This is a genomic window from Nocardioides sp. Z30_9 (genome assembly GCF_058215735.1).
Genome location: NZ_JBZAJF010000001.1, coordinates 498,744 through 525,413 on the forward strand (window position 1 = coordinate 498,744; position 26,670 = coordinate 525,413).

Annotated in this window: 25 protein-coding genes; 11 read left to right on the plus strand and 14 right to left on the minus strand. The window is 70.2% G+C overall.

The genetic code is table 11. From position 1 onward, the window contains the following. Position 1: 1 nt before the first annotated feature. From hsaA to AC4BGB_RS02555, 4 genes are all read right to left on the minus strand, one after another. The gene (hsaA, locus tag AC4BGB_RS02540; protein ID WP_490544436.1) at positions 2–1,168 is read right to left on the minus strand and encodes a 3-hydroxy-9,10-secoandrosta-1,3,5(10)-triene-9,17-dione monooxygenase oxygenase subunit; all 1,167 of its coding nucleotides are present in this window, start codon (positions 1,166–1,168) and stop codon (positions 2–4) included. A 107-nt stretch (positions 1,169–1,275) separates the two neighbouring features. Continuing rightward, complete coding sequence (gene dmpG / locus AC4BGB_RS02545; protein WP_490544438.1) at positions 1,276–2,349, minus strand: 4-hydroxy-2-oxovalerate aldolase; 1,074 nt, start codon at positions 2,347–2,349, stop codon at positions 1,276–1,278. Next, a complete protein-coding gene (locus AC4BGB_RS02550; protein WP_490544440.1) occupies positions 2,346–3,287 on the minus strand; it encodes an acetaldehyde dehydrogenase (acetylating) in 942 nt (313 codons plus the stop codon). The genes dmpG and AC4BGB_RS02550 overlap by 4 nt, the downstream gene beginning before the upstream one ends. Before the next feature lies 1 nt (position 3,288). Next, positions 3,289–4,086 (minus strand): 2-keto-4-pentenoate hydratase, encoded by a 798-nt coding sequence (locus AC4BGB_RS02555; RefSeq protein WP_490544441.1) that lies wholly within the window; start codon positions 4,084–4,086, stop codon positions 3,289–3,291. A gap of 34 nt (positions 4,087–4,120) precedes the next feature. On the opposite strand from AC4BGB_RS02555, the gene kstD reads away from it, so the two are divergent. Continuing rightward, the gene (gene kstD / locus AC4BGB_RS02560) at positions 4,121–5,839 is read left to right on the plus strand and encodes a 3-oxosteroid 1-dehydrogenase (protein WP_490544442.1); all 1,719 of its coding nucleotides are present in this window, start codon (positions 4,121–4,123) and stop codon (positions 5,837–5,839) included. Continuing rightward, positions 5,839–6,726, plus strand: coding sequence for a MaoC/PaaZ C-terminal domain-containing protein (locus tag AC4BGB_RS02565; RefSeq protein ID WP_490544444.1), 888 nt, complete (start codon positions 5,839–5,841; stop codon positions 6,724–6,726). The genes kstD and AC4BGB_RS02565 overlap by 1 nt, the downstream gene beginning before the upstream one ends. On the opposite strand, the gene AC4BGB_RS02570 is transcribed toward AC4BGB_RS02565, so the two are convergent. Further along, positions 6,723–7,520 carry an IclR family transcriptional regulator gene (locus AC4BGB_RS02570; protein ID WP_490544446.1) on the minus strand — a complete coding sequence of 266 codons (798 nt, stop codon included), beginning with the start codon at positions 7,518–7,520 and terminating at the stop codon, positions 6,723–6,725. The genes AC4BGB_RS02565 and AC4BGB_RS02570 overlap by 4 nt on opposite strands. Before the next feature lie 133 nt (positions 7,521–7,653). Here AC4BGB_RS02570 and AC4BGB_RS02575 point away from each other — a divergent pair, with 133 nt between their 5' ends. From AC4BGB_RS02575 to AC4BGB_RS02610, 8 genes are read left to right on the plus strand one after another with little or no spacing between them, the layout of a single operon-like run. Then, positions 7,654–9,228 carry an ABC transporter substrate-binding protein gene (locus AC4BGB_RS02575; protein ID WP_490544448.1) on the plus strand — a complete coding sequence of 525 codons (1,575 nt, stop codon included), beginning with the start codon at positions 7,654–7,656 and terminating at the stop codon, positions 9,226–9,228. Between the two features lie 3 nt (positions 9,229–9,231). After that, positions 9,232–10,266, plus strand: a complete 1,035-nt coding sequence (locus tag AC4BGB_RS02580) for an ABC transporter permease (protein ID WP_490544450.1) — start codon at positions 9,232–9,234, stop codon at positions 10,264–10,266. Continuing rightward, positions 10,263–11,129, plus strand: a complete 867-nt coding sequence (locus AC4BGB_RS02585) for an ABC transporter permease (protein ID WP_490544453.1) — start codon at positions 10,263–10,265, stop codon at positions 11,127–11,129. Before AC4BGB_RS02580 ends, AC4BGB_RS02585 begins: the two co-directional genes overlap by 4 nt. Continuing rightward, positions 11,129–12,934, plus strand: a complete 1,806-nt coding sequence (locus AC4BGB_RS02590; protein WP_490544455.1) for an ABC transporter ATP-binding protein — start codon at positions 11,129–11,131, stop codon at positions 12,932–12,934. Before AC4BGB_RS02585 ends, AC4BGB_RS02590 begins: the two co-directional genes overlap by 1 nt. Continuing rightward, entirely contained in the window at positions 12,934–14,064 is a 1,131-nt protein-coding gene (locus AC4BGB_RS02595) for a serine hydrolase domain-containing protein (RefSeq protein ID WP_490544457.1), read from the plus strand. The genes AC4BGB_RS02590 and AC4BGB_RS02595 overlap by 1 nt, the downstream gene beginning before the upstream one ends. Positions 14,065–14,121: 57 nt before the next feature. Next, the gene (locus AC4BGB_RS02600) at positions 14,122–15,012 is read left to right on the plus strand and encodes a beta-keto acid cleavage family enzyme (RefSeq protein ID WP_490544459.1); all 891 of its coding nucleotides are present in this window, start codon (positions 14,122–14,124) and stop codon (positions 15,010–15,012) included. Continuing rightward, a complete protein-coding gene (locus AC4BGB_RS02605) occupies positions 15,009–15,956 on the plus strand; it encodes a 3-hydroxyacyl-CoA dehydrogenase NAD-binding domain-containing protein (protein WP_490544461.1) in 948 nt (315 codons plus the stop codon). The genes AC4BGB_RS02600 and AC4BGB_RS02605 overlap by 4 nt, the downstream gene beginning before the upstream one ends. Further along, on the plus strand, positions 15,953–16,423 hold the full coding sequence (locus AC4BGB_RS02610; RefSeq protein WP_490544462.1) for a thioesterase family protein: 471 nt from the start codon (positions 15,953–15,955) through the stop codon (positions 16,421–16,423). The genes AC4BGB_RS02605 and AC4BGB_RS02610 overlap by 4 nt, the downstream gene beginning before the upstream one ends. Before the next feature lie 3 nt (positions 16,424–16,426). Here AC4BGB_RS02610 and AC4BGB_RS02615 read toward each other — a convergent pair whose 3' ends face one another. Together AC4BGB_RS02615 and AC4BGB_RS02620 are read right to left on the minus strand one after the other, a co-directional pair. Then, positions 16,427–17,449, minus strand: coding sequence for a zinc-binding metallopeptidase family protein (locus AC4BGB_RS02615; RefSeq protein WP_490544464.1), 1,023 nt, complete (start codon positions 17,447–17,449; stop codon positions 16,427–16,429). A 219-nt stretch (positions 17,450–17,668) separates the two neighbouring features. Continuing rightward, positions 17,669–19,081 (minus strand): HNH endonuclease signature motif containing protein, encoded by a 1,413-nt coding sequence (locus AC4BGB_RS02620; protein WP_490544466.1) that lies wholly within the window; start codon positions 19,079–19,081, stop codon positions 17,669–17,671. A gap of 313 nt (positions 19,082–19,394) precedes the next feature. Between AC4BGB_RS02620 and AC4BGB_RS02625 the strand changes: the two genes are divergently transcribed. Further along, complete coding sequence (locus AC4BGB_RS02625) at positions 19,395–19,868, plus strand: GNAT family N-acetyltransferase (RefSeq protein ID WP_490544467.1); 474 nt, start codon at positions 19,395–19,397, stop codon at positions 19,866–19,868. Positions 19,869–20,506: 638 nt separating this feature from the next. On the opposite strand, the gene AC4BGB_RS02630 is transcribed toward AC4BGB_RS02625, so the two are convergent. The 7 genes from AC4BGB_RS02630 to mltG are packed head-to-tail and all read right to left on the minus strand — an operon-like array spanning position 20,507 to position 26,660. Beyond that, a complete protein-coding gene (locus tag AC4BGB_RS02630; RefSeq protein WP_490544469.1) occupies positions 20,507–20,935 on the minus strand; it encodes a type II 3-dehydroquinate dehydratase in 429 nt (142 codons plus the stop codon). Further along, positions 20,932–22,047 carry a 3-dehydroquinate synthase gene (gene aroB / locus AC4BGB_RS02635; RefSeq protein WP_490544471.1) on the minus strand — a complete coding sequence of 372 codons (1,116 nt, stop codon included), beginning with the start codon at positions 22,045–22,047 and terminating at the stop codon, positions 20,932–20,934. The genes AC4BGB_RS02630 and aroB overlap by 4 nt, the downstream gene beginning before the upstream one ends. Next, complete coding sequence (locus tag AC4BGB_RS02640) at positions 22,040–22,585, minus strand: shikimate kinase (protein WP_490544473.1); 546 nt, start codon at positions 22,583–22,585, stop codon at positions 22,040–22,042. The genes aroB and AC4BGB_RS02640 overlap by 8 nt, the downstream gene beginning before the upstream one ends. Beyond that, on the minus strand, positions 22,582–23,760 hold the full coding sequence (aroC, locus tag AC4BGB_RS02645; protein ID WP_490544475.1) for a chorismate synthase: 1,179 nt from the start codon (positions 23,758–23,760) through the stop codon (positions 22,582–22,584). The genes AC4BGB_RS02640 and aroC overlap by 4 nt, the downstream gene beginning before the upstream one ends. A 42-nt stretch (positions 23,761–23,802) precedes the next feature. After that, a complete protein-coding gene (locus AC4BGB_RS02650) occupies positions 23,803–24,609 on the minus strand; it encodes a prepilin peptidase (RefSeq protein ID WP_490544477.1) in 807 nt (268 codons plus the stop codon). A 20-nt stretch (positions 24,610–24,629) separates the two neighbouring features. Then, positions 24,630–25,481, minus strand: coding sequence for a shikimate dehydrogenase (locus AC4BGB_RS02655; protein ID WP_490544479.1), 852 nt, complete (start codon positions 25,479–25,481; stop codon positions 24,630–24,632). 3 nt (positions 25,482–25,484) lie between these two features. Beyond that, positions 25,485–26,660, minus strand: a complete 1,176-nt coding sequence (gene mltG, locus AC4BGB_RS02660) for an endolytic transglycosylase MltG (RefSeq protein WP_490544480.1) — start codon at positions 26,658–26,660, stop codon at positions 25,485–25,487. Positions 26,661–26,670: the final 10 nt, after the last annotated feature.

Here is a 26,670-nt window from a genome sequence, read left to right on the forward strand (position 1 = left end):
CTCAGTACATCCCCGGGTCGATCTTGTGGCCGAACTCGTGGGCGCCGTACATCTGCAGGGCCCGCTCCGGGTCGTTCGCGGCGTGCACCCGGCCCGCGTGCGCGTCGCGCCAGGCACGCTGGAGGTAGGTGCCGTTCGCCAGGGCGCGGCCGCCGGAGGCCTCGAAGAGCGAGTCGATGGCGTCGATGGCGCGCTGGCTGCCCAGCACCTGGTCGCGGCGCACCTTGAGCCGCGTCTTCAGCGGGATCTTCTCGCCCTTGGCGACGTAGGCCTGCTCCTCGCGGATGTTGTTGACCAGCAGCGCCCAGGCCGCGTCGATCTCGCTGGAGGCCCGCGCGATCCGCACCGCGGCGAACGGGTCCAGGGACGCCTTCTCCCCGAGGTACGCCGCACGGGTGCGCTTCTGCTGCATCTCCACGTGCTCCTCGTAGGCACCCGTCGCCATCCCGATGATCGGCGTGGTGATCGTACCGGTGAAGATCGAGTGGAACGGGAGCTTGTAGAGCTCCGAGGGGTTGTGCTCCTGCCCCGGCCCGAAGCAGCGCCCGGTGTCGCCCATGGAGAGGGTGAACGCCTCGGGGATGAACACGTCGTCGACCACGATGTCGTTCGAGCCGGTGCCCCGGAGCCCGACCATGTCCCAGACGTCGATGATCTGGTAGTTCTCGCGCGGCACCATGAACGTGCGGAAGTCCACGACGTTGCCCTCGGCGTCGAAGACGAGCCCGCCGAGCAGCACCCACTGGCAGTGGTCGCAGCCCGAGGAGAAGCTCCACTTGCCGGAGAGCTGGAAGCCGCCGTCGGCGACCACGGCCTTGCCGGTCGGTGCGTACGACGAGCTCAGCCGGGTGCCGGTGTCGCTGCCCCAGACCGCCTGCTGCGCCTCGTCGCTGAACAGCGCCACCTGCCACGGGTGCACGCCGACCACGCTGGAGACCCAGCCGGTGGAACCGCAGGCCGAGGCGATGTCGCGCACGGCGGTGTAGAAGTCGACCGGGTCGGCCTCGAGCCCGTCGAAGCGCCGGGGCTGGAGCAGCCGGAAGAACCCGGTCTCCTCGATCTCCTTGATCGACGCCTCGGGGACGACCCGCAGGCGCTCGGCCTCGTCCGCCCGTCCGCGCAAGGTGGGCAGCAGGTCTCGGACGCCGTCCAGAACCGACTGGCTCATGGGTACTCCTCGTGCAGTGGGTGGTCGCGCTGAGCCTCAATACTAGAACACGTTCTAGGTTGCAGTCCACGACCCTGTCTCTGCTGAGCGAGACGAAAGCGGCCGGCTCAGTCGTTGGCGTCCTGCTTGCTGCGCAGCTCCAGAGCGATGTCGATGAGCTGGTCCTCCTGGCCGCCGATGAGCTTGCGCTCGCCGGCGATCTGCAGGATCCGGGCACCGGAGACGCCGTAGCGCTCGGCGGCGTTGCCGGCGTGCTTGAGGAACGAGGAGTAGACCCCGGCGTACCCCATCATCATCGTCATCCGGTCGAGGCGGCACTCATCGGGCATCGCCGGGCGCACGACGTCCTCGGAGGCGTCGATGATCTTCATGAAGTCCACCCCCGTGCGCCAGCCGAGCTTGTCGCAGATGCCGACGAAGGCGTCCAGCGGCGTGTTCCCCGCACCGGCCCCGAACCGGCGTACGGAACCGTCGATCTGGGTGGCACCGGCACGCACCGCCATCACGGTGTTGGCCGCGCCGAGGTCGAGGTTCTCGTGGCCGTGGAAGCCCACGGTGGCCTCGGAGCCGATCTCGGCGACGAGCGCCGAGACCCGGTCACTGACGCCCTCCATGATCAGGGCGCCGGCGGAGTCCACCACGTAGACGCACTGGCACCCTGCGTCGACCATGATCCGGGCCTGCTTGGCCAGCACCTCCGGCGGCTGGGTGTGGCTCATCATCAGGAACCCGACGGTCTCCAGGCCACGCTCGCGCGCCAGCGCGAAGTGCTGCTCACTGGTGTCGGCCTCGGTGCAGTGCGTCGCGATCCGGCAGATCGAGCCGCCGTTGTCCTGCGCCTGCAGGATGTCGTCCTTGGTCCCGACCCCGGGCAGCATCAGGAACGCGATCTTGGCCCGCTTCGCCGTCTCCGCGGCGATCTTGATCAGCTCCTGCTCGGGGGTGCGGGAGAAGCCGTAGTTGAAGCTCGACCCGCCCAGCCCGTCGCCGTGGGTCACCTCGAGCACCGGCACCCCGGCCTCGTCGAGGGCCGCGATCACAGAGCGCACCTCCTCACCGGTGAACTGGTGGCGCTTGTGGTGCGACCCGTCGCGCAGGCAGGTGTCGGTCAGGCGGATGTCCAGGTCTTCGGACCAGGTGCGGTCCAGGACGTTGAGCTGGGGGTCTCCGGCGATGCTCATGACAGGTCCTCTCCGGGGGTCTCGACTGATCGCTCGCTGCTCGACCGCCGCTGGGCCATCCCCTCACCGGCGCGCGCGGCGGCGGCCGTCATGATGTCGAGGTTCCCCGAGTACGGCGGCAGGAAGTCGCCGGCGCCCTCGACCTCGATGAAGATGCTCACCTTGGTCTGCCCCCGGGTCGCGGTCGTGGGCGGATCGAACTGCGGGTCCTGGAGCAGCCGGTAGCCCGGCACGTAGTCCTGCACGGCCTCGACCATCCGGTGCACCGACTCCGAGATCGCGTCCTGACCCTCGTCGTAGACCTCCGGGCCGACGGCGCAGAAGATCGTGTCGCGCATGATCATCGGGGGCTCGGCAGGGTTGAGGATGATGATCGCCTTGCCGTTCTCGGCGCCACCGATCGTGGAGACCCCGCTGGCGGTGGTGCGCGTGAACTCGTCGATGTTCTGCCGCGTCCCCGGGCCGGCGGAGAGCGAGGCGACCGAGGCGACGATCTCGGCGTAGGAGACCGGCGTCGCCCGCGACACCGCGGCGACCATCGGGATCGTGGCCTGCCCGCCGCAGGTGATCATGTTGACGTTGTCCTTGTCCGCGTGCTCGTCGCCGTTGACCGCGGGGATCACCGCCGGCCCCACGGCCGCCGGGGTGAGGTCGACGGCGCGGATGCCGGCCTCGCGGTAGCGCGGGGCGTACTCGCGGTGGATGTAGGCGCTGGTCGCCTCGAAGATCAGGTCCGGCAGCTCGTCTTGCTTGAGCAGCCAGTCCACGCCCTCGTGGCTCGCCACGAGCCCCTCGTCCCGGGCCCGCCCGAGCCCGGGACTGTCCGGGTCGACCCCGATCATCCAGCGCGGCTCGATCAGCTCACTGCGCAGCAGCTTGTACATCAGGTCCGTGCCGATGTTGCCCGGCCCCACGATGGCGGCGGTCAGCTTGGTCATCTCAGTCCTCTTGGTCGGTGAAGGTCAGGTGGACGGATCCGAAGTCGAGGAACTCGGCTACGAACTCATCACCGGGTCGTACGTCGATGGCCCGGTGCACCGAGCCGGGGAGGATCACGTGCCCGGCCTCGAGGGTGACCCCGAAGCCGGAGACCTTGTCGGCGAGCCAGGCGACCGCGGTGACGGGGTTCCCGAGCACCGCGTCGGAACGGCCCTCCGCGACCTTCTCGCCGTTGCGGGTCAGCACCGCGTCGATCGCCCGCAGGTCGATCGCGCGGGGGTCGACCCGCTCGGGTCCGAGCACGAACCCGGCGGAGGAGGCGTTGTCGGCGATGGTGTCGGCGATCTTGATGTTCCAGTCGGCGATCCGGCTGTCGATCAGCTCGATGGACGGTGCGACGTACTCCGTGCACCGGAGCACGTCCTCCTCGGTGCAGCCCGCCCCGGGGAGCGTCTCGCCGAGGATGAACGCCACCTCCACCTCCACGCGCGGGAAGCAGTAGCGCCCGGCAGGGACCGGCTCACCCTCGAACAGCTCCATGTCGGAGAGCAGGTGGCCGTAGTCCGGCTCGTCGACCGACATCATCTCCTGCATCGCCTTCGACGAGAGCCCCACCTTGTGGCCACGCACGGTGGCCCCGGCCCGGAGCCGGCGCCCGATCGTGTCGAGCTGGATCTCATAGGCGTCGACGACGTCGATCCCGGGCCAGGTCTCGCGCAACGGGGCGATCGGTCGGCGGGCCGTCTCCGCGTCCCACAGGGCGTCGGCGACCGTGCGTCGTACGTCGTCGGAGAGCATGCCGCAACAATAGAACCTGTTACAGTTTTGCGCCATGAAGCCCCGTGACGAAGTCACCGACGGTTCCGTCTACGACGTGGTCGTGGTGGGTGCCGGCGGCGCCGGAATGACCGCCGCCCTGACAGCAGCCAGCCAAGGGCTGGACACCGTGCTGATCGAGAAGAGCAACTACTTCGGCGGGTCGACCGCCAGGTCCGGAGGAGGCGTCTGGATCCCGGGCAACTACGCCCTGCGGGAAGCCGGCCAGGCCGACGACCTCAGCGAGTCCAAGCGCTACCTGGACGCGATCGTCGGGGACCGGGTGCCCAAGGTCCGTCGCGACACCTACGTCGACCGCGGCTCCGAGGTGATGGACTTCATCCGCGACCGGACGCCGGTGCGGTTCACCTGGGTCCCCGAGTACGCCGACTACCTGCCCGAGCAGCCCGGTGGACGCGCCCGTGGCCGCAGCGTCGAGCCGGTCCCGATGGACGCCCGCTTCCTCGGCGAGGAGCTCGAGCACCTGCACCCGCCGTACACCAAGGCCCCGGCCAACCTGATCGTCACCCAGGCCGACTTCCGCAAGATCAGCCTGGGCATGCGCACGATCCGGGGGCCGCTCACGATGATGCGGGTGGTGCTCAGCCGGATCATCAACAGCTTCCGCGGGCGCAAGATGTATGCGATGGGCAACGCGATCGCCATCGGGCTGCGCAAGGGTCTCCAGGACGCCGGCGTGCCGGTCCTCTACGAGACCGCCCTGACCGACCTCGTCGTCGAGGACGGCGCCGTGGTCGGCGTGCGCGTGGACCACGGCGGCGTCGCGCGCACGATCCGCGCCCGCCGCGGCGTGATCCTGGGCAGCGGCGGCTTCGAGCACAACCAGGAGCTGCGCGAGAAGCACCTGCCCCAGCCCACCCAGGCCGACTGGAGCACCGGCGCCCCGACGAACACCGGCGCCGGGCATCTCGCGGGCATCACCGCGGGCGCCTCCACCGACCTGATGGACGACGCCTGGTGGGGGCCGACGATCCCGCTCCCCCGCGGCCCGTGGTTCTGCCTGGCGGAGCGCAACCTGCCCGGGTCGATCATCGTGAACTCGGCGGGCAAGCGGTTCATGAACGAGGCGCTGCCCTACGTCGAGGCGACCCACGCGATCTACGCCGGCGAGGCGACCGGCGTCTCCCACGTGCCGGCCTGGATGGTGATCGACCAGCGCTACCGCAACCGCTACCTGTTCGCCGGGCTCTCCCCGCGGCAGCCGTTCCCAGGCCGCTGGTACAAGCACGGGACGATCAAGAAGGCCGACAGCCTCGAGGCCCTGGCCGCCGAGATCGACGTACCTGCCGACGCGCTGCGTGCGACCGTCGACCGGTTCAACGGGTTCGCGCAGACCGGTGTCGACGAGGACTTCCACCGCGGCGAGAGCGCCTACGACAAGTACTACTCCGACCCGACCGTGAAGCCGAACCCCTCACTGCACCGCATCGACCAGGGCCCGTTCTACGCCGTGAAGATCGTGCCCGGGGACCTCGGCACCAAGGGCGGCCTGGTCACCGACGAGCACGCCCGGGTGCTGCGCGCCGACGGCTCCGTCCTTCCCGGCCTGTACGCCGCCGGCAACGTCTCCTCGGCCGTGATGGGCAACACCTACCCCGGGCCGGGTGGCACCATCGGCCCCGCGCTCGTGTTCGGCTACCTGGCTGCGCTCGACCTCGCCGCCGCCCCCTACGCTGGGCAGCCCGTCAGACCCGTCGACAGCGAGGCCTCCTGATGCCCATCGACCCGCAGGTCGCCATCGGTGCCGAGCTGCCCGAGCGCACGTTCTCGTGGGACAGCTCGGACGTGCTGCTCTACCACCTCGCGATCGGCGCCGGGTCGCGGCCGGGCGACAACCTCGACCCCGCCGCACTGCGCTACACCCTCGACGACGAGAACCTGCAGGTGCTGCCCAGCTTCGGGATCGTGGCGCCGTCGTTCCACGAGACCGACCCGCCGCCACTGGACCTTCCCGGCTGCGACATCAACCTGGCCCAGGTGGTCCACGGCAGCCAGGAGATCGAGGTGGCAGGCCCCCTGCCCACCTCCGGGTCGGCCACCCTGCACACCCGGATCACCGACGTCTGGGACAAGGGCAAGGCCGCGGTGATCTGGCAGGAGGGCCGGGCGGTGGACGCCGGCGGGGACACCCTGTGGACGGTGCGCTCCTCGATCTTCGTCCGCGGAGAGGGCGGCTGGGGCGGCGACCGGGGCAGCTCCACCAAGGTGGAGATCCCCGATCGCGAGCCGGACTGCGACTCGTCGTACGCCGTCACGCCGCAGCAGGCCCTGCTCTACCGGCTCTGCGGCGACCGCAACCCGCTGCACTCCGACCCTGCCTTCGCGGAGTCGGCCGGGTTCCCCGCCCCGATCCTGCACGGCCTGTGCTCCTACGGCATCGTGCTGCGCACCGTGACCGACGAGCTCCTCGGCGGCGACGCCGGCCGGGTGCGCTCCTTCGCCGCGCGCTTCGCCGGCGTGGTCTTCCCCGGAGAGACGATCCGGGTGCGCGCCTGGCGCACCGACGCGGGGCTCGTCGTCTCGGCCACGGTCAGCGGCGAGGGCGAGCGTGACGGCGCCCCGGTGCTGGCCGACTGCTTACTGACCACCGCAGCGGTCTAGTCCGCTCTGGACGGCTTCCGGTCTTCCCCGGGAGCCCTGTCGAGGTCCCGCGCCGACGAGAGCCGCTGCGCCGCCCGCATCACCGAGCGCCCGAGGGCGGGCAGGTTCTCGTCGGAGATGCGGTCGCTGGGACCCCAGATGCTCAGGACCGCGAGCAGCCCACCCGAGGGGCCGAGCACCGGTGCCGAGACCCCCCACGCGGAGGCGTCGAACTCGCCACGACAGATGGCGTACCCCCGCTCGCGCGTGCAGGCGAGCTCCTCCTTCAGGGCGGCCCTGGTGGTGATCGTCGCATCGCTGTGCCGGCGCAACCGGGACGGCAGCAGCGCCTTCACGTCGTCGTCCCTCGACCAGGCGAGCAGTGCCTTCCCGGTCGAGGTGGAGTGCAGGCTCATGCTGCGTCCTGCCCAGCGCACCGCCACCACAGAGGCGGGAGCCACCTCGTCCACGCAGGAGAGGTCGCCGTCGCGCAGCACGGCGAGCGCCGCCGTCTCGCCGGTCTCCTCGGCCAGGTCCTCGAGCACACCGTGCGCGTGCCGCAGCACGGAGTCGCGCCCGGAGGTCTGCACGATCTCGACCAGCCCCGCACCGATCCGCCACCGATTGGTGGCGGCGTCGCAGCTCACCAGGCCGTGACTCTCCAGTGTCGAGAGGATCCGCCAGGCCGTCGCGCGGTTGAGCCCGCACCTGTCCGCGAGGGCGACCGTGCCGGCTCCGAAGTCCGCCGTGTCAGCCACCGCCTGGAGCAGGTGCACCGCCCGGTCGACCGACTGCACCCGCGATGCGGGCGACACCGTCTCCCCCGGAGAAGCGGCACCGGAAGGCAACGATCGCTTTCGCAGAGATTCGGTCACGAAGCCATGTTGCCCTTGACCTTGCCCTGGAGCCAACCTAAGTTCTGTTCGGATTACAAACAGAGGAGTTCGGATGACGAACAACGCGGATGCCATGTCGGGACTCTCCAACCATTCCCGGCGCGACCTGTTTCGCTACACCGGACTCGCGGCAGCTGCCGTCGGCGGCGCCCAGCTCCTCACGGGCTGCGGCAGCGACGACGACAGCAGCGCGAAGAAGAAGACCGGCGGGATCCTGGTCCACGGCGCCACGGGCGGCAGCACCAAGGACACCCTCGACGCGCACGCCCCGGTGACCAACCCCGACATCGCCCGCGTCAGCAACCTGTTCGAGCCCCTGCTGTTCTGGGACAGCCAGTACAAGGTCTCCCCCGGCCTCGCCGAGGCCGTGACTCCTTCGGCTGACGCGATGACCTGGACCATCGAGCTGCGCGAGGGCGTGACGTTCCACAACGGCAAGGACCTCACCGCCGAGGACGTCCTGTTCTCCATCCAGCGGGTCGCCGACCCCAAGGCGCCCACCTCCGCCGGAGTGGCCCTGGCGCCGATCATCGACCTCGCCGCGACCAAGAAGCTCGACGACAAGACGATCGAGATCAAGCTCAAGTCGCCGTACGCCCTGCTCGACTACCTGCTCGCGGAGTACACCTTCGGCATCGTCCCCGAGGGCTACGACCCGTCCAAGCCCCTCGGCACCGGCCCCTTCGCCCACAAGTCGTTCACCCCCGGCAAGGACAGCGTCTTCACCAAGTACGCCGGCTACTGGGGCGACGCGGCACTGGTCGACGAGCTGCACATCCAGGACTTCTCCGACCCCAACGCACAGGTCAACGCCCTGCAGGCCGGACAGATCCAGACCATCGACAACCTGCCCTACAACCTGATCGACACCCTCAAGGGCCAGGGCGGCAAGATCCTCGAGTCCGACACCGGCGCCTGGGTCCCGTTCACGATGCGGGTCGACACCAAGCCGTTCTCCGACGTACGCGTGCGCCAGGCCCTGCGACTGATCTGCGACCGCCAGCAGATGATCGACCAGGCCCTGAGCGGCTACGGCAGCCTCGGCAACGACATGTACGCCCCCTTCGACCCGGCCTTCGCCAAGGACCTGCCGCAGCGCGAGCAGGACATCGACCAAGCCAAGTCGCTGCTGAAGGCTGCCGGCCAGGAGGGCCTGCAGATCCAGCTGTTCACCGGCGACGACATCGGCTCGGTGGCTCCCGCCTCGGCGAACCTGTTCAAGGAGCAGGCCAAGAAGGCCGGCGTCGACGTGAAGATCACCAAGAAGAACCCCTTCTACGGTGACGACTACCTCTCCTACCCGTTCGCGCAGGACTTCTGGAACACACGCAACTACCTGCCGCAGGCAGCGGTGTGCGCCCTCAAGAGCGGCACCTACAACGAGACGCACTTCGACGACCCGAAGTTCGCCGGGCTGATCGCGGCCGCCCAGCGGGAGACCGACGAGGCCAAGCGCACCACCCTGCTCCAGGACGCGCAGGAGATCGAGTACAACACCGGCGGCTACATCATCTGGGGCTTCCGCCGACAGGTCGACGGCTACTCCAGCAAGGTCTCGGGCATCGAGCCGAGCAAGTACCTTCCGTTGGGGTCGTACAAGTTCCAGAACGCCTCCGTCTCGGCCTGAGTCGTGGCCGACGCAGCGACCCTGTCCAACGCCCTGGACGAGGTGGCACCGCCCAGGTCACGAAGCGGCGCGGTCGCCTGGGCCTCCTGGCTGGCGCGACGCGTCGGGCTGGCGCTGCTCACGCTGTGGCTGGTCTCGATCCTCGTCTTCATCGCGACCACCTCGCTGGGTGACCCGGTCCGGGCGATCCTGGGCCGGGAGTACAACTCCAACCCGGCCCGGGTCCAGCAGCTCACCGAGCAGCTCAACCTCGACGACTCGGTGTTCACGCGCTACTTCGACTGGCTCGGCGGTCTGCTCACCGGCGACCTCGGCACCTCGATCGCCAGCCAGCAACCGGTCAGCGAGATGATCAGCAGCAACGTCACGAACACCATGGTCCTGGTGCTGCTCTCGGCGCTGGTGATGATCCCGATCGCCTTCGGCATCGCGATGCTCTCGGCGAACTACCGCCGCCGCCGTCCGGACACGGTGATCCAGACGCTGCTGCTGGCGCTGGCCGCGCTCCCCGAGTTCGTGATCGGCATCCTGCTCGTCGCGTTCTTCTCCACCTCGGTGCTGCACCTGCTGCCGGCGGTGACGATCGTGAGCTCGGGCGGTCACCCCTGGGACGAGCCCAAGGGGATGATCCTCCCGGTGGCGACGCTGGTGCTGGCGGTGGCGCCGTACGTCTCGCGCATCATCCGCTCCACCCTCCTCGAGGTGCTGGACAGCGACTACGTGGAGCTGGCCCGGCTCAAAGGCATCCCCGAGCGGGTGGTGATGCGCAAGCACGCGCTGCTCAACGCGATCGTCCCCGGCATCCAGGTGATCGCCCTCCAGCTGGCCTGGCTCGCCGGCGGCGTCGTACTCGTGGAAACACTGTTCAACTACCCCGGAGTCGGCTTCCAGCTCGTCGACGCGGTCCGCAACCACGACATCCCGGTGGTCCAGGCGCTGAGCATGATCATCGCCGGCGTGTACGTCGTGGTGAACCTGATCGCCGACCTCCTCTCGATCCTGCTCACCCCGCGCGCACGGACGGCGATCTCCTCATGAGCACCTCAGCGACCCCGTCCACCCCGGCCCCAGCCCCGGAGGAGCTCTCCACGTGGCGCAAGGCGCTGCAGCAGAAGCGCTTCCTCGCCGGCGGCATCCTCACCGCCTTCGTCGCGCTGATCGCGGTGGCCGGGCCGTTCCTCGCGCCCCACGGCGAGAACGAGGTGGTCGGCCCGCCGTTCGCATCCCAGGGCATCTTCGGCACCGACTACCTCGGTCAGGACGTGCTCACCCGCGTGCTGCACGGCGGCACCGAGATCCTCCTGATCGCGCTCGCAGGCACGGTGCTCAGCATGGTGCTCGGCACGCTGATCGGCGTCGTCGCGGCGTACGCCGGCGGCTGGTGGGACGAGGTGGTGATGCGGCTCAACGACGTGATGCTCGCGTTCCCCCAGATCCTGCTCGCCCTCGTCGTGCTCACGGCCGTCAACCAGCCCAAGGCCTGGATCATCATCGTGCTCGTCGGCATCTCCAACGCGCCCCGCACCGCGCGGATCGCGCGCGGCGTCGCGCTCGGGCTGGTCTCCCGCGACTTCGTGCACGCCGCCGAGGCCCTCGGCGAGCGGCGCACCCGCGTGGTGGTGGCCGAGGTGCTGCCCAACATGAACGCTCCCCTGCTGGCCGAGGCCGGTCTGCGGCTGACCTTCTCCATCGCCCTGGTGGCGTCCCTGGGCTTCCTCGGGTTCAACACCGACCCCGGCGGCGCCAACTGGGGCCAGATGATCTACGAGAACCGCCTGGGCCTGGCCACCCAGCCGTGGGGCGTGCTCGCCCCCGTGCTCGTCATCGGCCTGTTCACGATCGGCACCAACCTGATGGCCGACGGCATCGCGCAGCTGAGCCAGCGAGGAGGGGACGACTGATGACAGCGCCAGCCCGCGAACCGGACACTGCCCGGATCACGACGGGGATCTCAGTCCAGGACCTCCGGATCGGCCTCAGCGCGCGCCCGGGCGTCGACGTCGTCGACGACATCGACCTCGTGCTGCACCCCGGCGAGGTGGTCGGCCTCGTCGGTGAGTCCGGCAGCGGCAAGACCACCGTGGGCACCGCCCTGCTCGGGTACACCCGGCCGGGCGCGCAGATCGAGCAGGGCAAGGTGCTCTACCAGGACACCGACCTGCTCGCGATGACGTGGCAGGAGGTGCGGCAGCTGCGCGGCGAGGAGATCGCCTACGTCCCGCAGGACCCCGCCTCCGCGCTGAACCCCAGCATCCGCATCGGCAAGCAGATCGTCGAGCTGATGGAGCTGCGCGGTCTCGGCACCCCCGAGAGCCGGCTGCAAGGGGCGCGCGACGGACTGGCCGAGGTCGGCCTCCCGAACGACGACGAGTTCCTCCGCCGCTACGCCCACCAGCTCTCCGGCGGGCAGGTGCAGCGCGTCGCCCTGGCGATGGCGTTCCTGCCCAAGCCGAAGGTGCTCGTGCTCGACGAGCCCACGACCGGTCTCGACGTCACCACCCAGGGCATGGTGCTGCGGACGATGAGCGCGCTGTGCCGCTCCCACGGGGTGGCCGCGCTCTACGTCACCCACGACCTGGCGGTGATCGCCAACATCGCCGACCGGGTCGCGGTGATGTACGCCGGCCAGATCGCCGAGCTGGGCGAGCGCGACGTGATCTTCAACAACCCCGCGCACCCCTACACGCGCGCGCTGCTGGACTCGATCCCGCACCTGAGTCAGGCCCGTGCCCTCGCCGGGATCCCCGGCCGCACGCCCGCACCCGGTGCGCGGCCGTCGGGGTGCCGCTTCAACGACCGCTGCGAGTTCGCGATCGACCAGTGCCGCCAGGCTGTCCCCGAGCTGCGCGAGGTCGCCCCCGCCCACGAGGTGCGCTGCATCCGTGTGGGCGAGATCGGGACCTGGGACATCTCCCGGGGCGCGGTGCCCGACACCGACCCCGCGAAGCCCCGCGACATCATCTTGAACATCGAGGACCTGGGGATCTCCTACGGTCGCAAGCAGGTGGTCTTCGACGTCAGCTTCGACCTCGGCAGGGCCGAGGTGGTCGCGCTGGTCGGCGAGTCCGGGTCCGGCAAGACCACGATCTCGCGCTGCGTCGGCGGCCTGCACAAGGACTGGACCGGGAAGATCGAGTTCGAGGGCACCCAGCTCGGCCACGGCTCTCGCAAGCGCAGCGCCGCGGACCGCAAGCGGATCCAGTACATCTTCCAGAACCCCTATCTCTCCCTGAACCCGCGCCTGACGATCGAGCAGATCGTCAAGCGGCCGATGGAGCTGTTCGGCATCGCCTCCGGAAAGGCGGCGACCGAGCGCGTCGTCGAGCTGCTCGACCAGGTCGCGCTCGGGCCGGCCGTGCTGAAGTACCAGGCGAGCAGGCTCTCCGGCGGTGAGCGCCAACGCGTCGCGATCGCCCGCGCTCTGGCAGCCGAGCCCGACGTCCTGGTCTGCGACGAGATCACCTCGGCCCTCGACGTGTCGGTGCAGGGCTCGATCGTCTCGCTGCTGGAGTCGCTGCGAGTCTCGCGCGGCATCAGCATGCTCTTCGTCACCCACAACCTGGCGCTGGTGCGCTCCATCGCCGACCGCGTGCAGATCCTGAACGCAGGACGGGTCGTGGAGTCCGGCTCCGTGGTCGAGGTGATGGACTCCCCGAAGCAGGAGTACACCCAGCGCTTGTTGGCGAACAGTCCGCGCATCGACTGATGTCAGCTGCTGCCCCGTCCCGGCTCTCGGGACTGCGGTTCGTCAACCCCCAGGACGGGTTGGGCTCCGCTCTCGGTCAGGCGTTCCGCACCATCGCCGCGGTCGACGGCACTCCCCTGCCGTGGCAGCCGCAGCAGCTCGAGGTCGCCATCGCCGGGGCCGGGCGGATGTTCGACCTCGACGAGTGGAACGCCTTCACCCACGGCACCTCGCTCCTCGTCCTGCGCCGGGGCCGGGTGGTGCACGAGTGGTACGCCGACGGCCTCGGCGCCGACGACTGCTTCCTCGGCGCCTCGATGACCAAGTCGGCGCTGGCCCACCTCGTCGGGACCGCCGTCGCGTCGGGTTCGCTGCGCCTGGCCGACCGGGTCACCGACCACGTGCCCGAGCTGGCCCGCACCGGCTACGCGGCCTGCACCGTGCACGACCTGCTCACGATGACCTCGGGCGTCGACTGGGTCGAGGACCACCGCGACCCCGACGGCCCGGCCAGCCGGCTCACGGCGTGCTTCGCCGGCGACGGGGGCGACTCGCGTGCGCTGCTCTCGCAGATCGGCGCGCGCTCCGCGCCCGGGACGCGCTACGAGTACTGCACCGCCGACTCGCAGGTCCTCGACTGGGTCCGCGAACGGGCCACCGGGGCGGCGTACGACGTGGCGCTGGGTGAGCTCTGGCAGGCCCTGGGCTGCACCGGCGACGCGTACGTCGGCGTCGACTCGGCCGGCATCCCGATGGCAGGCGGCGCCCTGGTCGCGACTGCCCGGGACTGGGCCCGGATCGGCCTGCTCCAGCTCGACGGCACCGTGGGCGAGGAGCGCCTGCTCGACGAGTCCTGGGTCGAGGAGAGCCTGCGGGCGGCGTACCCGTTCCTGGCGCCGGGCCGGCTGCCGAGCTCGATCACCACGCACGCCGGCTTCGGCCGGCACTGGTGGCCCACCGACGAGACCGGGCGACGCGGCACCGCTGACGGGAGCCGCGGCCAGTTCACCTACGTGGACCGCGACCTCGACGTGGTCGTGGTGAAGACCTCGCAGTGGCCCTACGAGGACTTCGTCTCCGACCGGCAGTTCCGCGACCTGAGCTATCTCGGGCTCGCCTCGGTGGCCCGGGCGGCCGCCGCCACCTCTTGACCGATGCACCACGCACCACGCACCACCTGACAGGGAGGCACCACCGTGCAGCACACGATGAACCGCAAGGTCATGATCACCTGCGCCCTCACCGGCGCCGGCGACACCGCCGGTCGCTCCGAGCACGTGCCGGTCACGCCCGAGCAGATCGCGGAGTCCGGCATCGCCGCGGCCCGCGCGGGGGCGACGATCATCCACATCCACGTGCGCGACCCGGAGACAGGCGTGGGCTCGCGCGAGGTGTCCTACTACCGCGAGGTCGTGGAGCGGATCCGGGCGAGCGACGTCGACGTCATCATCAACACCACCGCCGGGATGGGCGGCGACCTGATGCTGGACCCGCAGAACCCCACCGACTTCGTCGAGGGCACCGACCTGGTGAACGGGGTGGAGCGGCTCAAGCACGTCGAGGAGCTCCTGCCCGACATCTGCACGCTCGACTGCGGGAGCCTGAACTTCGGCGAGGGCAGCCTGGTCTACGTGAGCACACCCGACATGCTGCGCGACGGCGCGAAGCGGATCCAGGAGCTCGGCGTCCGCGTCGAGATGGAGATCTTCGACACCGGGCACCTGTGGTTCGCCAAGCAGCTGGTCGAGGAGGGGCTGATCGACGCGCCCCCGATGTTCCAGCTGTGCATGGACATCCCCTACGGCGCCCCCGCCGACCCGCGGCTGCTGGCGACGATGGTCGAGCAGCTCCCCGACGGCGCCGTGTGGGCGTCGTTCGCGCTCGGTCGGATGCAGATGCCGTGGGTGGCGCAGTCGGTGCTGCTGGGCGGCCACGTCCGGGTCGGCCTCGAGGACAACCTCTACCTGAGCAAGGGCGTGAAGGCGACGAACGCGCAGCTCGTCGAGCGTGCGCGGACGATCATCGAGGCCATGGGCGCGGAGGTCGCGACCGCCGATGAGGGTCGCGAGATCCTGGACCTGAAGCCGAGGGCCGCATGAGCACGCCTCCGGTGGCGGTCGACGACGTACGCACCGTGTGCTGCGTCGGGGCCGGAGTGATCGGCGGCGGCTGGGCGGCGTACTTCCTGGCACGCGGGTACGACGTGGTCGCCTGGGACCCCGCCCCCGACGCGGAGGCGCGGCTGCGGCACCTCGTCGACGCGGCATGGCCTGCGCTGACCCAGCTCGGGCTGGCGGAGGGCGCGGACCGATCCCGTCTCCGGTTCGAGCCGGACCTCGCCAAGGCGCTGGCGGGCGCCCAGTTCGTGCAGGAGAGCGCGCCCGAGGACCTCGACCTGAAGGTGAAGCTGCTCGCGGACATCGACGCGGCCGCCCCGGAGGGGATCGTGATCTCGTCCTCGACCTCGGGCTACGGGATGAGCGAGATGCAGGTCGCCTGCGCCACCCCCGGGCGCACGATCGTCGGGCACCCGTTCAACCCGCCGTACCTGATCCCGCTGGTGGAGGTCGTCGGTGGAGGGGACACCTCGCCCGAGGTGGTCGCCTGGACCTCGGACTTCTTCAAGCACGTGGGCAAGTCGGTGATCACGATGGATCGCGAGGTGCCCGGGTTCATCGCCAACCGGCTCCAGGAGGCGCTGTGGCGCGAGGCGCTGCACATGATCGCCGAGGGTGAGGCGACCGTGGAGCAGATCGACCTGTCGATCACCGACGGCCCCGGGCTGCGCTGGCCGCTCCAGGGCCCGATGCTGACCTTCCACCTCGCCGGTGGCCAGGGCGGGATGGCGCACATGCTGGACCACTTCGGCCCCTCGCTGAAGTCTCCCTGGACCAGGCTGGACGCCCCCGAGCTGACCCCGGAGCTGCGTGACGCGGTCGTGGACGGGTGCGACCGCGAGGCGGACGGGCGCACCATCGACCAGCTGGTCGCCGAGCGCGACGCGGGCGTGATCGCCGTGCTGCGAGCCCTGGGCCGCGTGTGAGCGAGACACAGGCGGCTCCCCCCACCGGGCCGCTGACCACCTGGACCGAGGGCGTCCGCGACGAGTGGATCGACTACAACGGTCACCTCTCCGAGGCGTACTACGTGCTGGTGCTCGGGAACGCCACCGACGAGGTGATGGAGGCGGTGGGCCTCGGCCCGGCGTACCGCGAAGCCACGGGGTCCTCGCTGTTCACCGTGGAGGCGCACATCCGCTACCTCGACCAGGTGGGTCCCGGCGAGGAGCTGGAGGTGCGCTCGTGGGTCGTGGGCGCCAGCTCGAAGCTGCTCTGGATCTGGCACGAGCTCTGGGCGGGCGGCACCCTGCGCGCGACCGAGGAGATCCTCGGCGTACACGTCACCGGCAGCGCCTCGTCCCCGTTCCCCGACGAGGTGCGGTCGAGGATCGAGGTCGCTCTGGTGCCGCCGGGCCCGGACGCGTCCCGCGCGATCCGGATCCGCGGCTAGCGCTCAGGCGTCCCGCGCGGCGGGGGCAAGGGCGGCGACGAACTCGAGCTTCTCGAGCACCGCGTCGGGGATCACGAACGGGTAGAGGTCCTCGTGGCCCATGCTGCGGTTGATCATGTTCAGCGCCACGCTGAGCGGGACCCACACCCCCACGACGACGTCGCGGAAGTGCGAGAACCGGGTGATCGCGTTGACGGTCGCGAGGCCGTACTCGGACGCGGTCTGGATGGTGTCGCTGATGTGCAGGTAGTGCGCCCACGTCTCGGCGAAGTCCTCGAACGGGTGCATCGTGGCGTAGCTGGAGATGTAGGACGTCTCCCAGCCCTCGGGTGGGCCCTCGGCGTAGTGCCGGTCGATCTCGGCCTGGTAGTCCTTCGACTCGTCGCCGAACAGCTCGCGGCACGGCTCGATCAGGTCACCCTGCACCAGCTGCCACTCGTAGTAGTGACCGACCTCGTGACGGAAGTGCCCGAGCATGGTGCGGTAGGGCTCCCCCAGCCGCTCGCGGACCTTCTCGCGGTGGGCGACGCGGCTCTCGGCGAGGTCGATGGTGATCAGGCCGTTGGCGTGGCCGATCACGACGTTCTCCTCGACGCTGCTGAGCAGGTCGAAGGCCAGCCCGTTCTCGGGGTCCTGGGCCTTGCTGACCACAGGGAACCCGAGGGTGTCCAGCTCGGTGATCAGGTGGCGCTTGGCGGCCTCGGCCGCCGGGTAGTTCGCCAGTCCAACGGCGTCCTCGTCGTTGGGCCGGGTCCGGGTCAGGTCGCAGGCGAAGCACTGTCCCCCGTCGGTCCGCGCCAGCCAGGTGCACCCGGAGAGCCCGATGTTCGTGCACACGAACCACTCGTCCCCGTGCCCGTCGACGTAGCGCCCCTTCGCGTCCACGGGCACGATCGCCCGCTCGTCGCGCGAGTAGCCGAGGCGGCTGCCGCAGGACACGCACGCGGAGTTCTCGAAATGCAGGGGCTGGTCACAGATACGACACCGAAAAGCCTTCACCCCGAGAGCCTTCCACAATCCCCCCACCCCAACCCCCCACGGGCCAGCAGATGGTCGATCCGATCCGAGGTGGTCGAGCAGCGAGCGTCAGCGAGCGGATAGTCGAGACCACGTTGGGTGGGCCGGCAGCCAGAAGTACGACGGCACACGACCCCAAGGTGGTCGAGCAGCGAGCGAAGCGAGCGGATAGTCGAGACCACTCAGGGTGACCCGACAAGCAGACACAAGCCGCGCCGAGGGGCTGAGTCAGTAGAAGTGCGGTGGCGCGTCCGGCTGCGGCGGAGGCCGATCCGCGCTGACATCCACCGTCCCGTGCTGATCCCGCAGGAACTGGAGCCCATGCGGACTGGTCCACAAGAAGGTCCCGGGCTCCAACGTGGTGTAGCCCCAAGTGGAGTGCGTCTTCAAGCGATGATGCTTCCGGCACATCGGCGCCACATTGCATGAGCACGTGGTCCCGCCCCGGTCATGTGGCACGCAATGCTCGGAGTCGCACTTGCGCGCCGGCCGGGTGCACCACGGGAACACGCAGTTGTGGTCGCGCAGCTGGGTCTGCTCGGCCAACCGATCGGGCACCTCGTAGGCGTTCACACCGATGTGGTCGTTGAGATCGATCACCGGCTTCACGGTCACCGCCGTGTCGGGGTTGGCGCACCAGGTGCGGACCTGCTCGGCAGTCACCCCGGTGCGGGTGTTCTCCACCCGCGCCAGGTGCAAGCCGTCCTCGCCGCGGACCGCGGCGTCGGAGAGGTGCACGTAGAGGACCACCTGGCGAGGCTTGGGTCGCCGGGCTCCCTTGCGTTGCGTGGTCTCGACTGGCCGCTCGTCTCGACTGACCACTCGCTGACGCTCGCTGCTCGACGGCCCTGGGGTCGCCTCCGCGTCGGTCTGGAGGTCGAAGGCGAGCTGCCTGCGGGCGAGCTCACCGGCGGCCATCGCGCGGCGGACGTCGAGGGACTCGGTGGCTCCACACAGCGCGAGCTGCTCCGCACCCTGCGCCAGGGCGGCGTCGAAGTCGAGGGCGTCGCCGAGGTCGAGCTCACCCTCGATCCTGGTGGTGCCATTGAAGGAGACCTGGTCGTGATGGAAGGTCACGTGCCGGCCGTCGGCCGACTTCTCGGCCCGCTCGATCGCGAGGTCGGGCATGAACCGGTCCACCGCTTCTGCGACCAGCCGCTCCAGGGCGGCGAAGCCGATCTTGTGCGCGAACGGCGCCACCTGCGCGTCCACGAACCTCGCCGCCTCCAGTGACAACGCGAGGGTGGCCTCGGCGACCCGGCGAGCCCGCCACACCGGCAGCACCCCGGTCTGGATCCGCGCCCACAACCGCGGGAGGCGGTACTTCAGCTCCAGCCCGTGCGCGATCAGCGCCTTGCCAGCGTCGGTGGTCTTCCCGATCGCCGCAGCGAACTCCGCGATCGCGAACTCCGCCACCAGCGGAGCACCCGGCCCGGCCAATAGAAGCCCGGTCTCACCTCCGCCGATCCAGGTGGCTGCTTCATGGATCGACTCCGGCGGGTGCTGCTCAGCCCACAGCACCGCAGCGGTCAAGACATCAGCCTCAGCACGGTCCGCATCAGCGCGCCGCTGCCGCGCGAACGACAGCACATCCGAGGCGGTGTCGAGCTCCTCGATGCTGGCCGTCGCGGTTGCTGTCATGGATCAATCCAAGCACCGGGCACTGACAGTTTCGGGCGAGAATCCCGTTGTTTTACGGGGGATCGGGAAAATAGTTGGAGAGATTTTTCGAGCTTCATGTCCCAGGTCGGTTGGGTTCCTTGCGCGGCGCGGGTTTGCTTGCCGGGTCGCCTTGCGTGGTCTCGACTATCCGCTCGTCTCGACTGACCACTCGCTGGCGCTCGCTGCTCGACGCAAGGCTTCGCTCGCTGCTCGACCACCTTGTGGTCGCGTGCCCCGGCGTACCTCCGGCCCACCACCCCGCGCGCCGTAGCCTCTCGGTGTGATGCGGAACTTGGCGATCCGACCTCTGTCGACCAGGGACGAGGGACTGCTCGTCCGGGCCACCCTCGGGAACCTGAACTGGCGCGAGGACCGCTTCACCGAGGACGACGTGCGGGACAGGCCTGAGTTCTGGCACTACACACGCCTGGACAGTGATCGCGGGGACTTCGGGTTCGTGGCGGAGGTCGGGGGCGAGCCGGTCGGGGTGGGGTGGGCGCTGTTCCTGCCCAGCGCGGACCCGGGGTACGGCTTCCTCGACGACTCTGTCCCCGAGGTGAGCTTGTGGGTCCGGGAAGACGGCCGGGGCGAGGGCGTCGGCCGACTACTGCTGGAGCGGCTGCAGCAGGAGGCCGCGGCCCGAGGTCTCCCCCGGCTCAGTCTGTCGGTCGAGGACGGCAACGATGCCCGGCGCCTCTACGCGTCCCTGGGGTTCACCCCGATCAGCGGGCGAGAGGCAGACGGAGTGATGGTCTGGGAGCAATAGGGTTCCGAGGAGCGACGTGACCTCGTGGGCACCGGGGAAGTGTGGCGGCTCGGCCACCTAGTGGTTGCGTGCCCCCGCGTACAACTGGCTCTCGGCTCACCCAACGTGGTCTCGACTATCCGCTTGTCTCGACTCTTCGTTCGCTGCTCGCCCACCGAATGGTTGCGTGCTTCGGCGTACGGCTGCCTGTCGAGTCACCCCGAGTGGTCTCGACTATCCGCTCGCGTCGCTCGCTGCTCGACCACCTAGTGGTCCCAACGTGGTCTCGACTATCCGCTCGTCTCGACTGTCCGCTCGCTGGCGCTCGCTGCTCGACGCTCGACGCAAGGCTTCGCTCGCTGCTCGACCACCTAATGGTTGCGTGCTTCGGCGTACGGCTGGCTCTCGGCTCACCCAACGTGGTCTCGACTATCCGCTCGCTTCGCTCGCTGCTCGACCACCTAGTGGCTGCGTGCTTCGGCGTACGGCTGCCTGTCGAGTCACCCTGAGTGGTCTCGACTATCCGCTCGCTTCGCTCGCTGCTCGACCACCTAGTGGTCCCAACGTGGTCTCGACTCTTCGCCGCACGGCTTCGCTCGCCGACCTGGTCGACCACCTACGGGGTCGCGTACCTCACCGCCGGTTGGCCGGAGCCGAAGTCAGCGGCCGGCGAGGTACTCCAGTGCCTGGCGGTAGCCGTCGATCCCCTGCCCGGTGATCTCCTTCGCGGCGTGCGGGGTGACGACCGAGTGGTGCCGGAACTCCTCGGGTCGCGACTTGGGGTCGCTGATGTGCAGCTCGACCATGGGCGCGACCAGCTGGGCGCAGGCGTCGTAGAGCGCCAGCGAGTAGTGCGTCCACGCAGCGGCGTTCAGGATCACCGGGGTCTCGTCGTCGGCGGCCCGGTTGAGCCAGTCGAGCAGCTCGCCCTCGTGGTTGGTCTGCCGCACCTCGACGTCGAGGCCCAGGTCGGTGCCCCAGCCGCGGCACAGCTCGACGAGGTCGGCGTACGTCGTGGTGCCGTAGATCTCCGGCTGCCGGCGACCGAGCCGTCCCAGGTTGGGTCCGTTGAGCACCAGGACCTTCACGAGGCCACCCCCCTCACGCGTTCGTACGCCGCCCGCAGCACGTCCTCGTCGGGATCGGTGAGGATCGCGGGACGGGCCAACCCGTCGAGCACCAGGAACCGGAGCTGGGCCCCACGGGCCTTCTTGTCCACGCGCATCGTCGCGAGCACCTCCTCGAACGGCAGGTCGGCGCCGACCTCGGCCAGCGTCGTCGGCAGCCCGACCGAGGCGAGCACGGCTGCGTGCCGCTCCGCCGTGGAGTCGTCGAGCCGTCCCACCAGCCGCGCGACCTCGGCGATGAAGACCATCCCCAGGGCGACCGCCTCGCCGTGGCGGACGCGGTAGCCGGTGCCCTTCTCGACGGCGTGCGCGAGGGTGTGCCCGTAGTTGAGGGCCTCCCTGCCCGGGTGCCCGTCGGCGCCACCGGTCTCCTTGAGGTCTCCCACCACGACGTCGACCTTGACGGCGATCGCCCGCTCCACCAGCTCGCGGAGCACGGCGGACCCGGGCTGCAGCGCCTCGGCGGGCGAGGCCTCGACCAGGGAGAGGATCTCCGGGTCGGCGATGAAGCCGCACTTGAGCACCTCCCCGAGACCGGCGACGAGCTCGGCCGGCGGGAGGGTCTCGAGCACGTCGAGGTCGCAGATCACGCCGGCGGGCTCGTGGAAGGAACCGACCAGGTTCTTGCCGGCACCGGTGTTCATCCCGGTCTTGCCGCCGACCGCGGCGTCGACCATGCCCAGCAGGGTCGTGGGCACGTGGACCACGGGGACACCCCGTAGCCAGGTCGCGGCGATGAAGCCGCCCATGTCGGTGGTCGCGCCGCCGCCGACGGTGACCACCGCATCGGAGCGGGTGAACCCGGCGGCGCCCAGCTGCTCCCACGCGTCCACGGCGACTTGCGCGGTCTTGGCCGACTCCCCGTCGGGGAGCGGCAGGCGCAGCAGCTCGACCCGCTCGCCGAGTCCGGCCACGACCCGGTCGGCGAGACCGGAGAGCGCCTCGGGGTACGCGAGCGCGACCCGGCGTACTTCCTGGCCCAGCATGCCGGGAAGCTCGTCGAGGACGCCGTTGCCGACGACCACGTCGTAGGGCGAGGCGCCGACGACGTGCAGCCGGGTCCGGTCAGCCACGGGTCTCACCCGGAACCTCGTCGGTGACCTCGTTGGGGACCAGCGCGAGCACCTGCTCGACCACCTCGTCGACCGCGAGGCCGTCGGTGTCGACGACGTGGGTCGCCACGGACTCGTAGACCGGGGTGCGCTCGTCGATCAGCTGCTTGATCCGCCCGCGCACGTTGCCCAGCAGCAGCGGGCGGGAGACACCGAGCCCCACGCGCTTGGCGGCGTCGGTGAGCCCTACGCGCAGGAACACCACCCGGTGGCCGGCGAGTGCGGCACGGGTCTGCTCATCGAGGACAGCGCCGCCACCTAGGGCGAGCACCCCGTCGTGGTCGGCCAGGGCGGTGGCCACGGCCTCACGCTCCAGCTCGCGGAAGTGCCCCTCGCCGGAGTCCACGAAGATGTCGGAGACCGGCCGCCCCTCGTTGGCCTCGACGTCGTGGTCGGTGTCACGGAAGCCCACGCCCCAGGCATCGGCGAGACGACGACCGACCGTGGTCTTGCCCGCTCCCATCGCGCCGATCAGGACCAGGCGCGGCGTGCGGCTCAACGGAACCTCAGGGTGTCCAGGTAGCTCTCGACGTTGCGCCGGGTCTCGGTCACCGAGTCGCCGCCGAACTTCTCCAGCACGGCGTCGGCGAGGACGAGCGCGACCATCGCCTCGGCCACGATGCCGGCGGCCGGGACGGCGCAGACGTCGGACCGCTGGTGGTGCGCCACGGCGGGCTCGCCGGTGGCGACGTCGACGGTGCGCAGCGCGCGGGGAACGGTGGCGATCGGCTTCATCGCGGCGCGCACCCGCAGCACCTCGCCGGTGGACATGCCGCCCTCGGTGCCGCCCGAGCGTCCGCTGGTACGCCGCAGCACACCGTTCTCGGTGACGATCTCGTCATGGGCCAGCGAGCCGGGAGTGGCCGCGAGCTCGAAGCCGTCGCCGATCTCCACGCCCTTGATCGCCTGGATGCCCATCAGGGCACCGGCCAGGCGCGAGTCGAGCCGGCGGTCCCAGTGCACGTGCGACCCGAGGCCCGGGGGCAGGCCGTGAACGACCACCTCGACGACCCCGCCAAGGGTGTCCCCGTCCTTGTGGGCCTGGTCGATCCGCTCCACCATCAGCTTGGAGGCGTCGGGGTCCAGGCACCGGACCGGGTCGGCGTCGAGGTAGGCGACCTGGTCGGCCGTCGGCACCGAGCCCGCCGGGGCAGGAACCCCACCGAGCTCCACGACGTGCGCCACCATCCGGGCGCCGGTCGACTGCTCCAGGAAGGCCGACGCGACCCGTCCGAGCGCCACCCGGGCCGCGGTCTCGCGAGCCGAGGCGCGCTCCAGGATCGGGCGGGCCTCGTCGAAGTCGTACTTCTGCATCCCGGCGAGGTCAGCGTGACCCGGCCGGGGGCGGGTCAGCGGAGCGTTGCGGCCCAGCGCCTCGAGCTCGGCGGGGTCGATCGGGTCCGCGGACATCACCCGCTCCCACTTGGGCCACTCGGTGTTGCCGATCACCAGCGAGACGGGGCCGCCCTGGGTGAGCCCGTGGCGGACGCCGCCGGTGATCTGGATCTCGTCCTGCTCGAACTTCATCCGGGCGCCGCGGCCGTAGCCGAGGCGGCGACGCGCGAGCGCGTCGGCGATGTCCTCGGTGGTCACGCGTACGTGGGCAGGGAGACCTTCGAGGATTGCGGTGAGCGAGGGGCCATGGGACTCCCCTGCCGTGAGCCAGCGCAGCATGGGGGCAGTCTTTCACGCACGCCGTGCTGCGGTGATCAGCCCCTAGTAGCCGAGGGTCCGCGCGAGCCACGGACCGATCAGGACCGCGAGCAGCGCCCCCACCAGCATCGACGGCCCGTAGGGCACCCGCGCTCGCAGGCTGCCGCGCACGAGTCCGACCACGACCCCTCCGATGGCTCCCACGAACACGATCAGCACCAGCCCCATCAGCAGCTCCGACCAGCCCAGATATCCCAGTGCCGGTCCCAGCACCCGGGCGAGACGGACGTCGCCGAACCCCCAGGCGTTCAGCAGCCACCAGAACACCCAGAACCAGCCGCCGATCACGAGCCAGCCCCAGCCCGCCCGGTAGAGCGAGTCGAGGTCCTGGTCGACCAGGGCCGCGAGGGGGACCAGGACGGCCAGCAGTGCGTACGTCGGGTGGATGATCCGGTTCGGGATCAGCGTCGTACGCCAGTCGATCACCAGCAGCACCACGCCGATCGGGGCCAGCGGGACCAGGTAGAGCAACGCCCCCGTCCAGCCCAGCGTCAGGCCGAAGAGTCCGCCGACCACCCCGGAGGACACCGCCAGCCACCACGCCAGGTGCGGCCGCGCCGCGATGTCGGCGTAGGGCTCCTTGGGCGGGGCAGCCGGCAGCTCGTGCGCGAACAGCTTGCGCTCTTCCTCGGTGGCCTCACCGCCCTCCTCACCCGTCGGGGAGGCGGGCCCAGGATCGGGCGCAGGAGCGGGCTCCGGTTCCGGCTCGGGCAGCCGGGCGACGAGCAGCGGCGCGAACCAGCCGAGCAGTCCGCTCACGACGAGGCAGGCCAGGGCGGCCTGCAGGTGGGCGGGATCGGTGAGGTTCACACGGTGAGGTTAGAGGACCGCTACCGGTCCTCGGCGAAGTCGTGCACAGCCCTGCGGGCCAGCTCGGCACGCCCGGCGTCGCGGACCAGCTCCACTGGTACGACGGCGCCGGTCATCAGCTCCATCTGGAGGATCGCCTGGTGCGCGAGCAGGTCGAGCCCGCTGACCAGCCGGCGACCGGAGTCCAGGGCGGCCCGCGCCATCGGCGTCGGCCACGGGTCGTAGACGACCTCGAAGACCGACGGCACCTCCGCGCACGCCGCGAGCAGCTCCGGTGACTGCGCCGAGGTGGGGATCGTGGAGACGACCATCTCGGCGCCGGCGAGGGACGTTCCGGTCGCCTCCGCCTCGGCGATGGAGCTCACGGACACCACGGGGGCCCTGGGGTGGCGGGCCACGGCGGTGACGGTCTCCTCGGCACGGGCAGGGTCGCGCACGAGCAGGTGGGCCGTCGTACACCCGAGCTCCGCCAGGGCGAGCAGCACTGAGGTCGCGGTCGCTCCCCCGCCGAGCACGACCGCCGACGCCGGCGCCTGCGGCAGGCGCTCGGTGATCGCGGCGATGGCGCCGGGGATGTCGGTGTTGTGCCCCAGTCGTCGGCCGTGGTCCAGGACCACGGTGTTGGCGACGCCGGAGAGCCGGGACCAGTCGTCGAGGGTGTCCACCAGCGGCACCACGGTCCGCTTGAGCGGCATCGTCAGCGAGAGCCCCCGCCAGGTCTCGTCGAGACCGTCCAGGAACGCCTCCAGGCCGGCCGAGTCGACGAGGATGCCGTCATAGGTCCAGTCGAGCCCCAGATGGGCGTACGCCGCCCGGTGCAGCGCCGGTGAGAGCGAGTGGGCGATCGGTGTCCCGAGGACAGCGCAACGCACCCGCTAGCACTCCTTGTCGGTGGTGCGGCAGTACTCCTGCAGTCGCTTGACGGCCACGTTGTGCTCGGCGAGCGTCGCGGAGAACACGGTCGTCTTGTTCTCGTAGTCGGGCACGAAGAACAGCCAGTCCCCCTCGGCCGGTGCCAGCGCCGCCTCGATGGTCTCCTTGCCGGGCGACCCGATCGGCCCCGGCGGGAGACCGGTGTGCACGTAGGTGTTGTAGAGCGACTTGTTGGCGCGCTCGGCCGCCGTGGTCCACACGTCGCCCTTGCGCTTGCTGACGTAGGTGACGGTCGAGTCCAACTGGAGCTTCATCCCCTGCTCGAGCCGGTTGTAGAGCACCCGGGCCACCTTCGGGTAGTCCTCGGACCGGTTCGCCTCGTACTCCAGGATGCTGGCCAGCGTGAGCACCTGCTCGGGGTCGAGACCGACCTTGGCCGCCCGGGTCGCGATGTCCAGCGAGGCCTCCACCTCGACGGTCTTCGCCACCATCTGCTTGAGCAGCCCGAGGGCCGTCTGCTTGGGCGGCACCGTGTACGTCGCGGGGTACAGGTAGCCCTCCGGGTTCCCCTTCGCCTCGGGTGGCAGCCCGAGCGCCTCCGGGTTGGCCAGGGCTGCGGTGACGGCCTTGCGAGGGATGTCGGTCTTGTCGACGATGGTCTTGACGATCTGGTCCACCCGCGCGCCCTCGGGCACGACGACGATGCTCTGCATCAGGTTCTTCGGGTCGATCAGCACCGACAGGGCCGCGTCCGCCGGCATCTTCTTCTTCAGCTGGTAGTAGCCCACCTGGATGTTGCGCGAGCGGTCGTTCTTCTTGGCCGCCTCGGTGAAGGCGTCGACGCTCTTGACCACGTCGGCGGCCTTGAGCTCGCGGCCGATCTGCGTCGACGAGGCGCCCGACTTGACCTCGTAGAGGACCGAGCCGGTGCCGGCTCCGGAGTAGTCGGGAGCGGGAGCGAACCGGTCGCTGATCTCGCCGTACGCCCAGCGTCCGCCGAACCACACGATGGCGAGCAGCACCACCAGCGCGAGCAGCACCGGCAGGCAGCCGCGGCGGAACCGCGGCCCCCGCGGTTCGCGCTCGTCGTTCTCGTCCGTGTCCACGAATCCACCGTCCGATCCACCGAGGAAGGGTTCGCCCTGGTCGTCGACGTGCGTCTGGTCGATCTGGCTCAACGCATCTGTC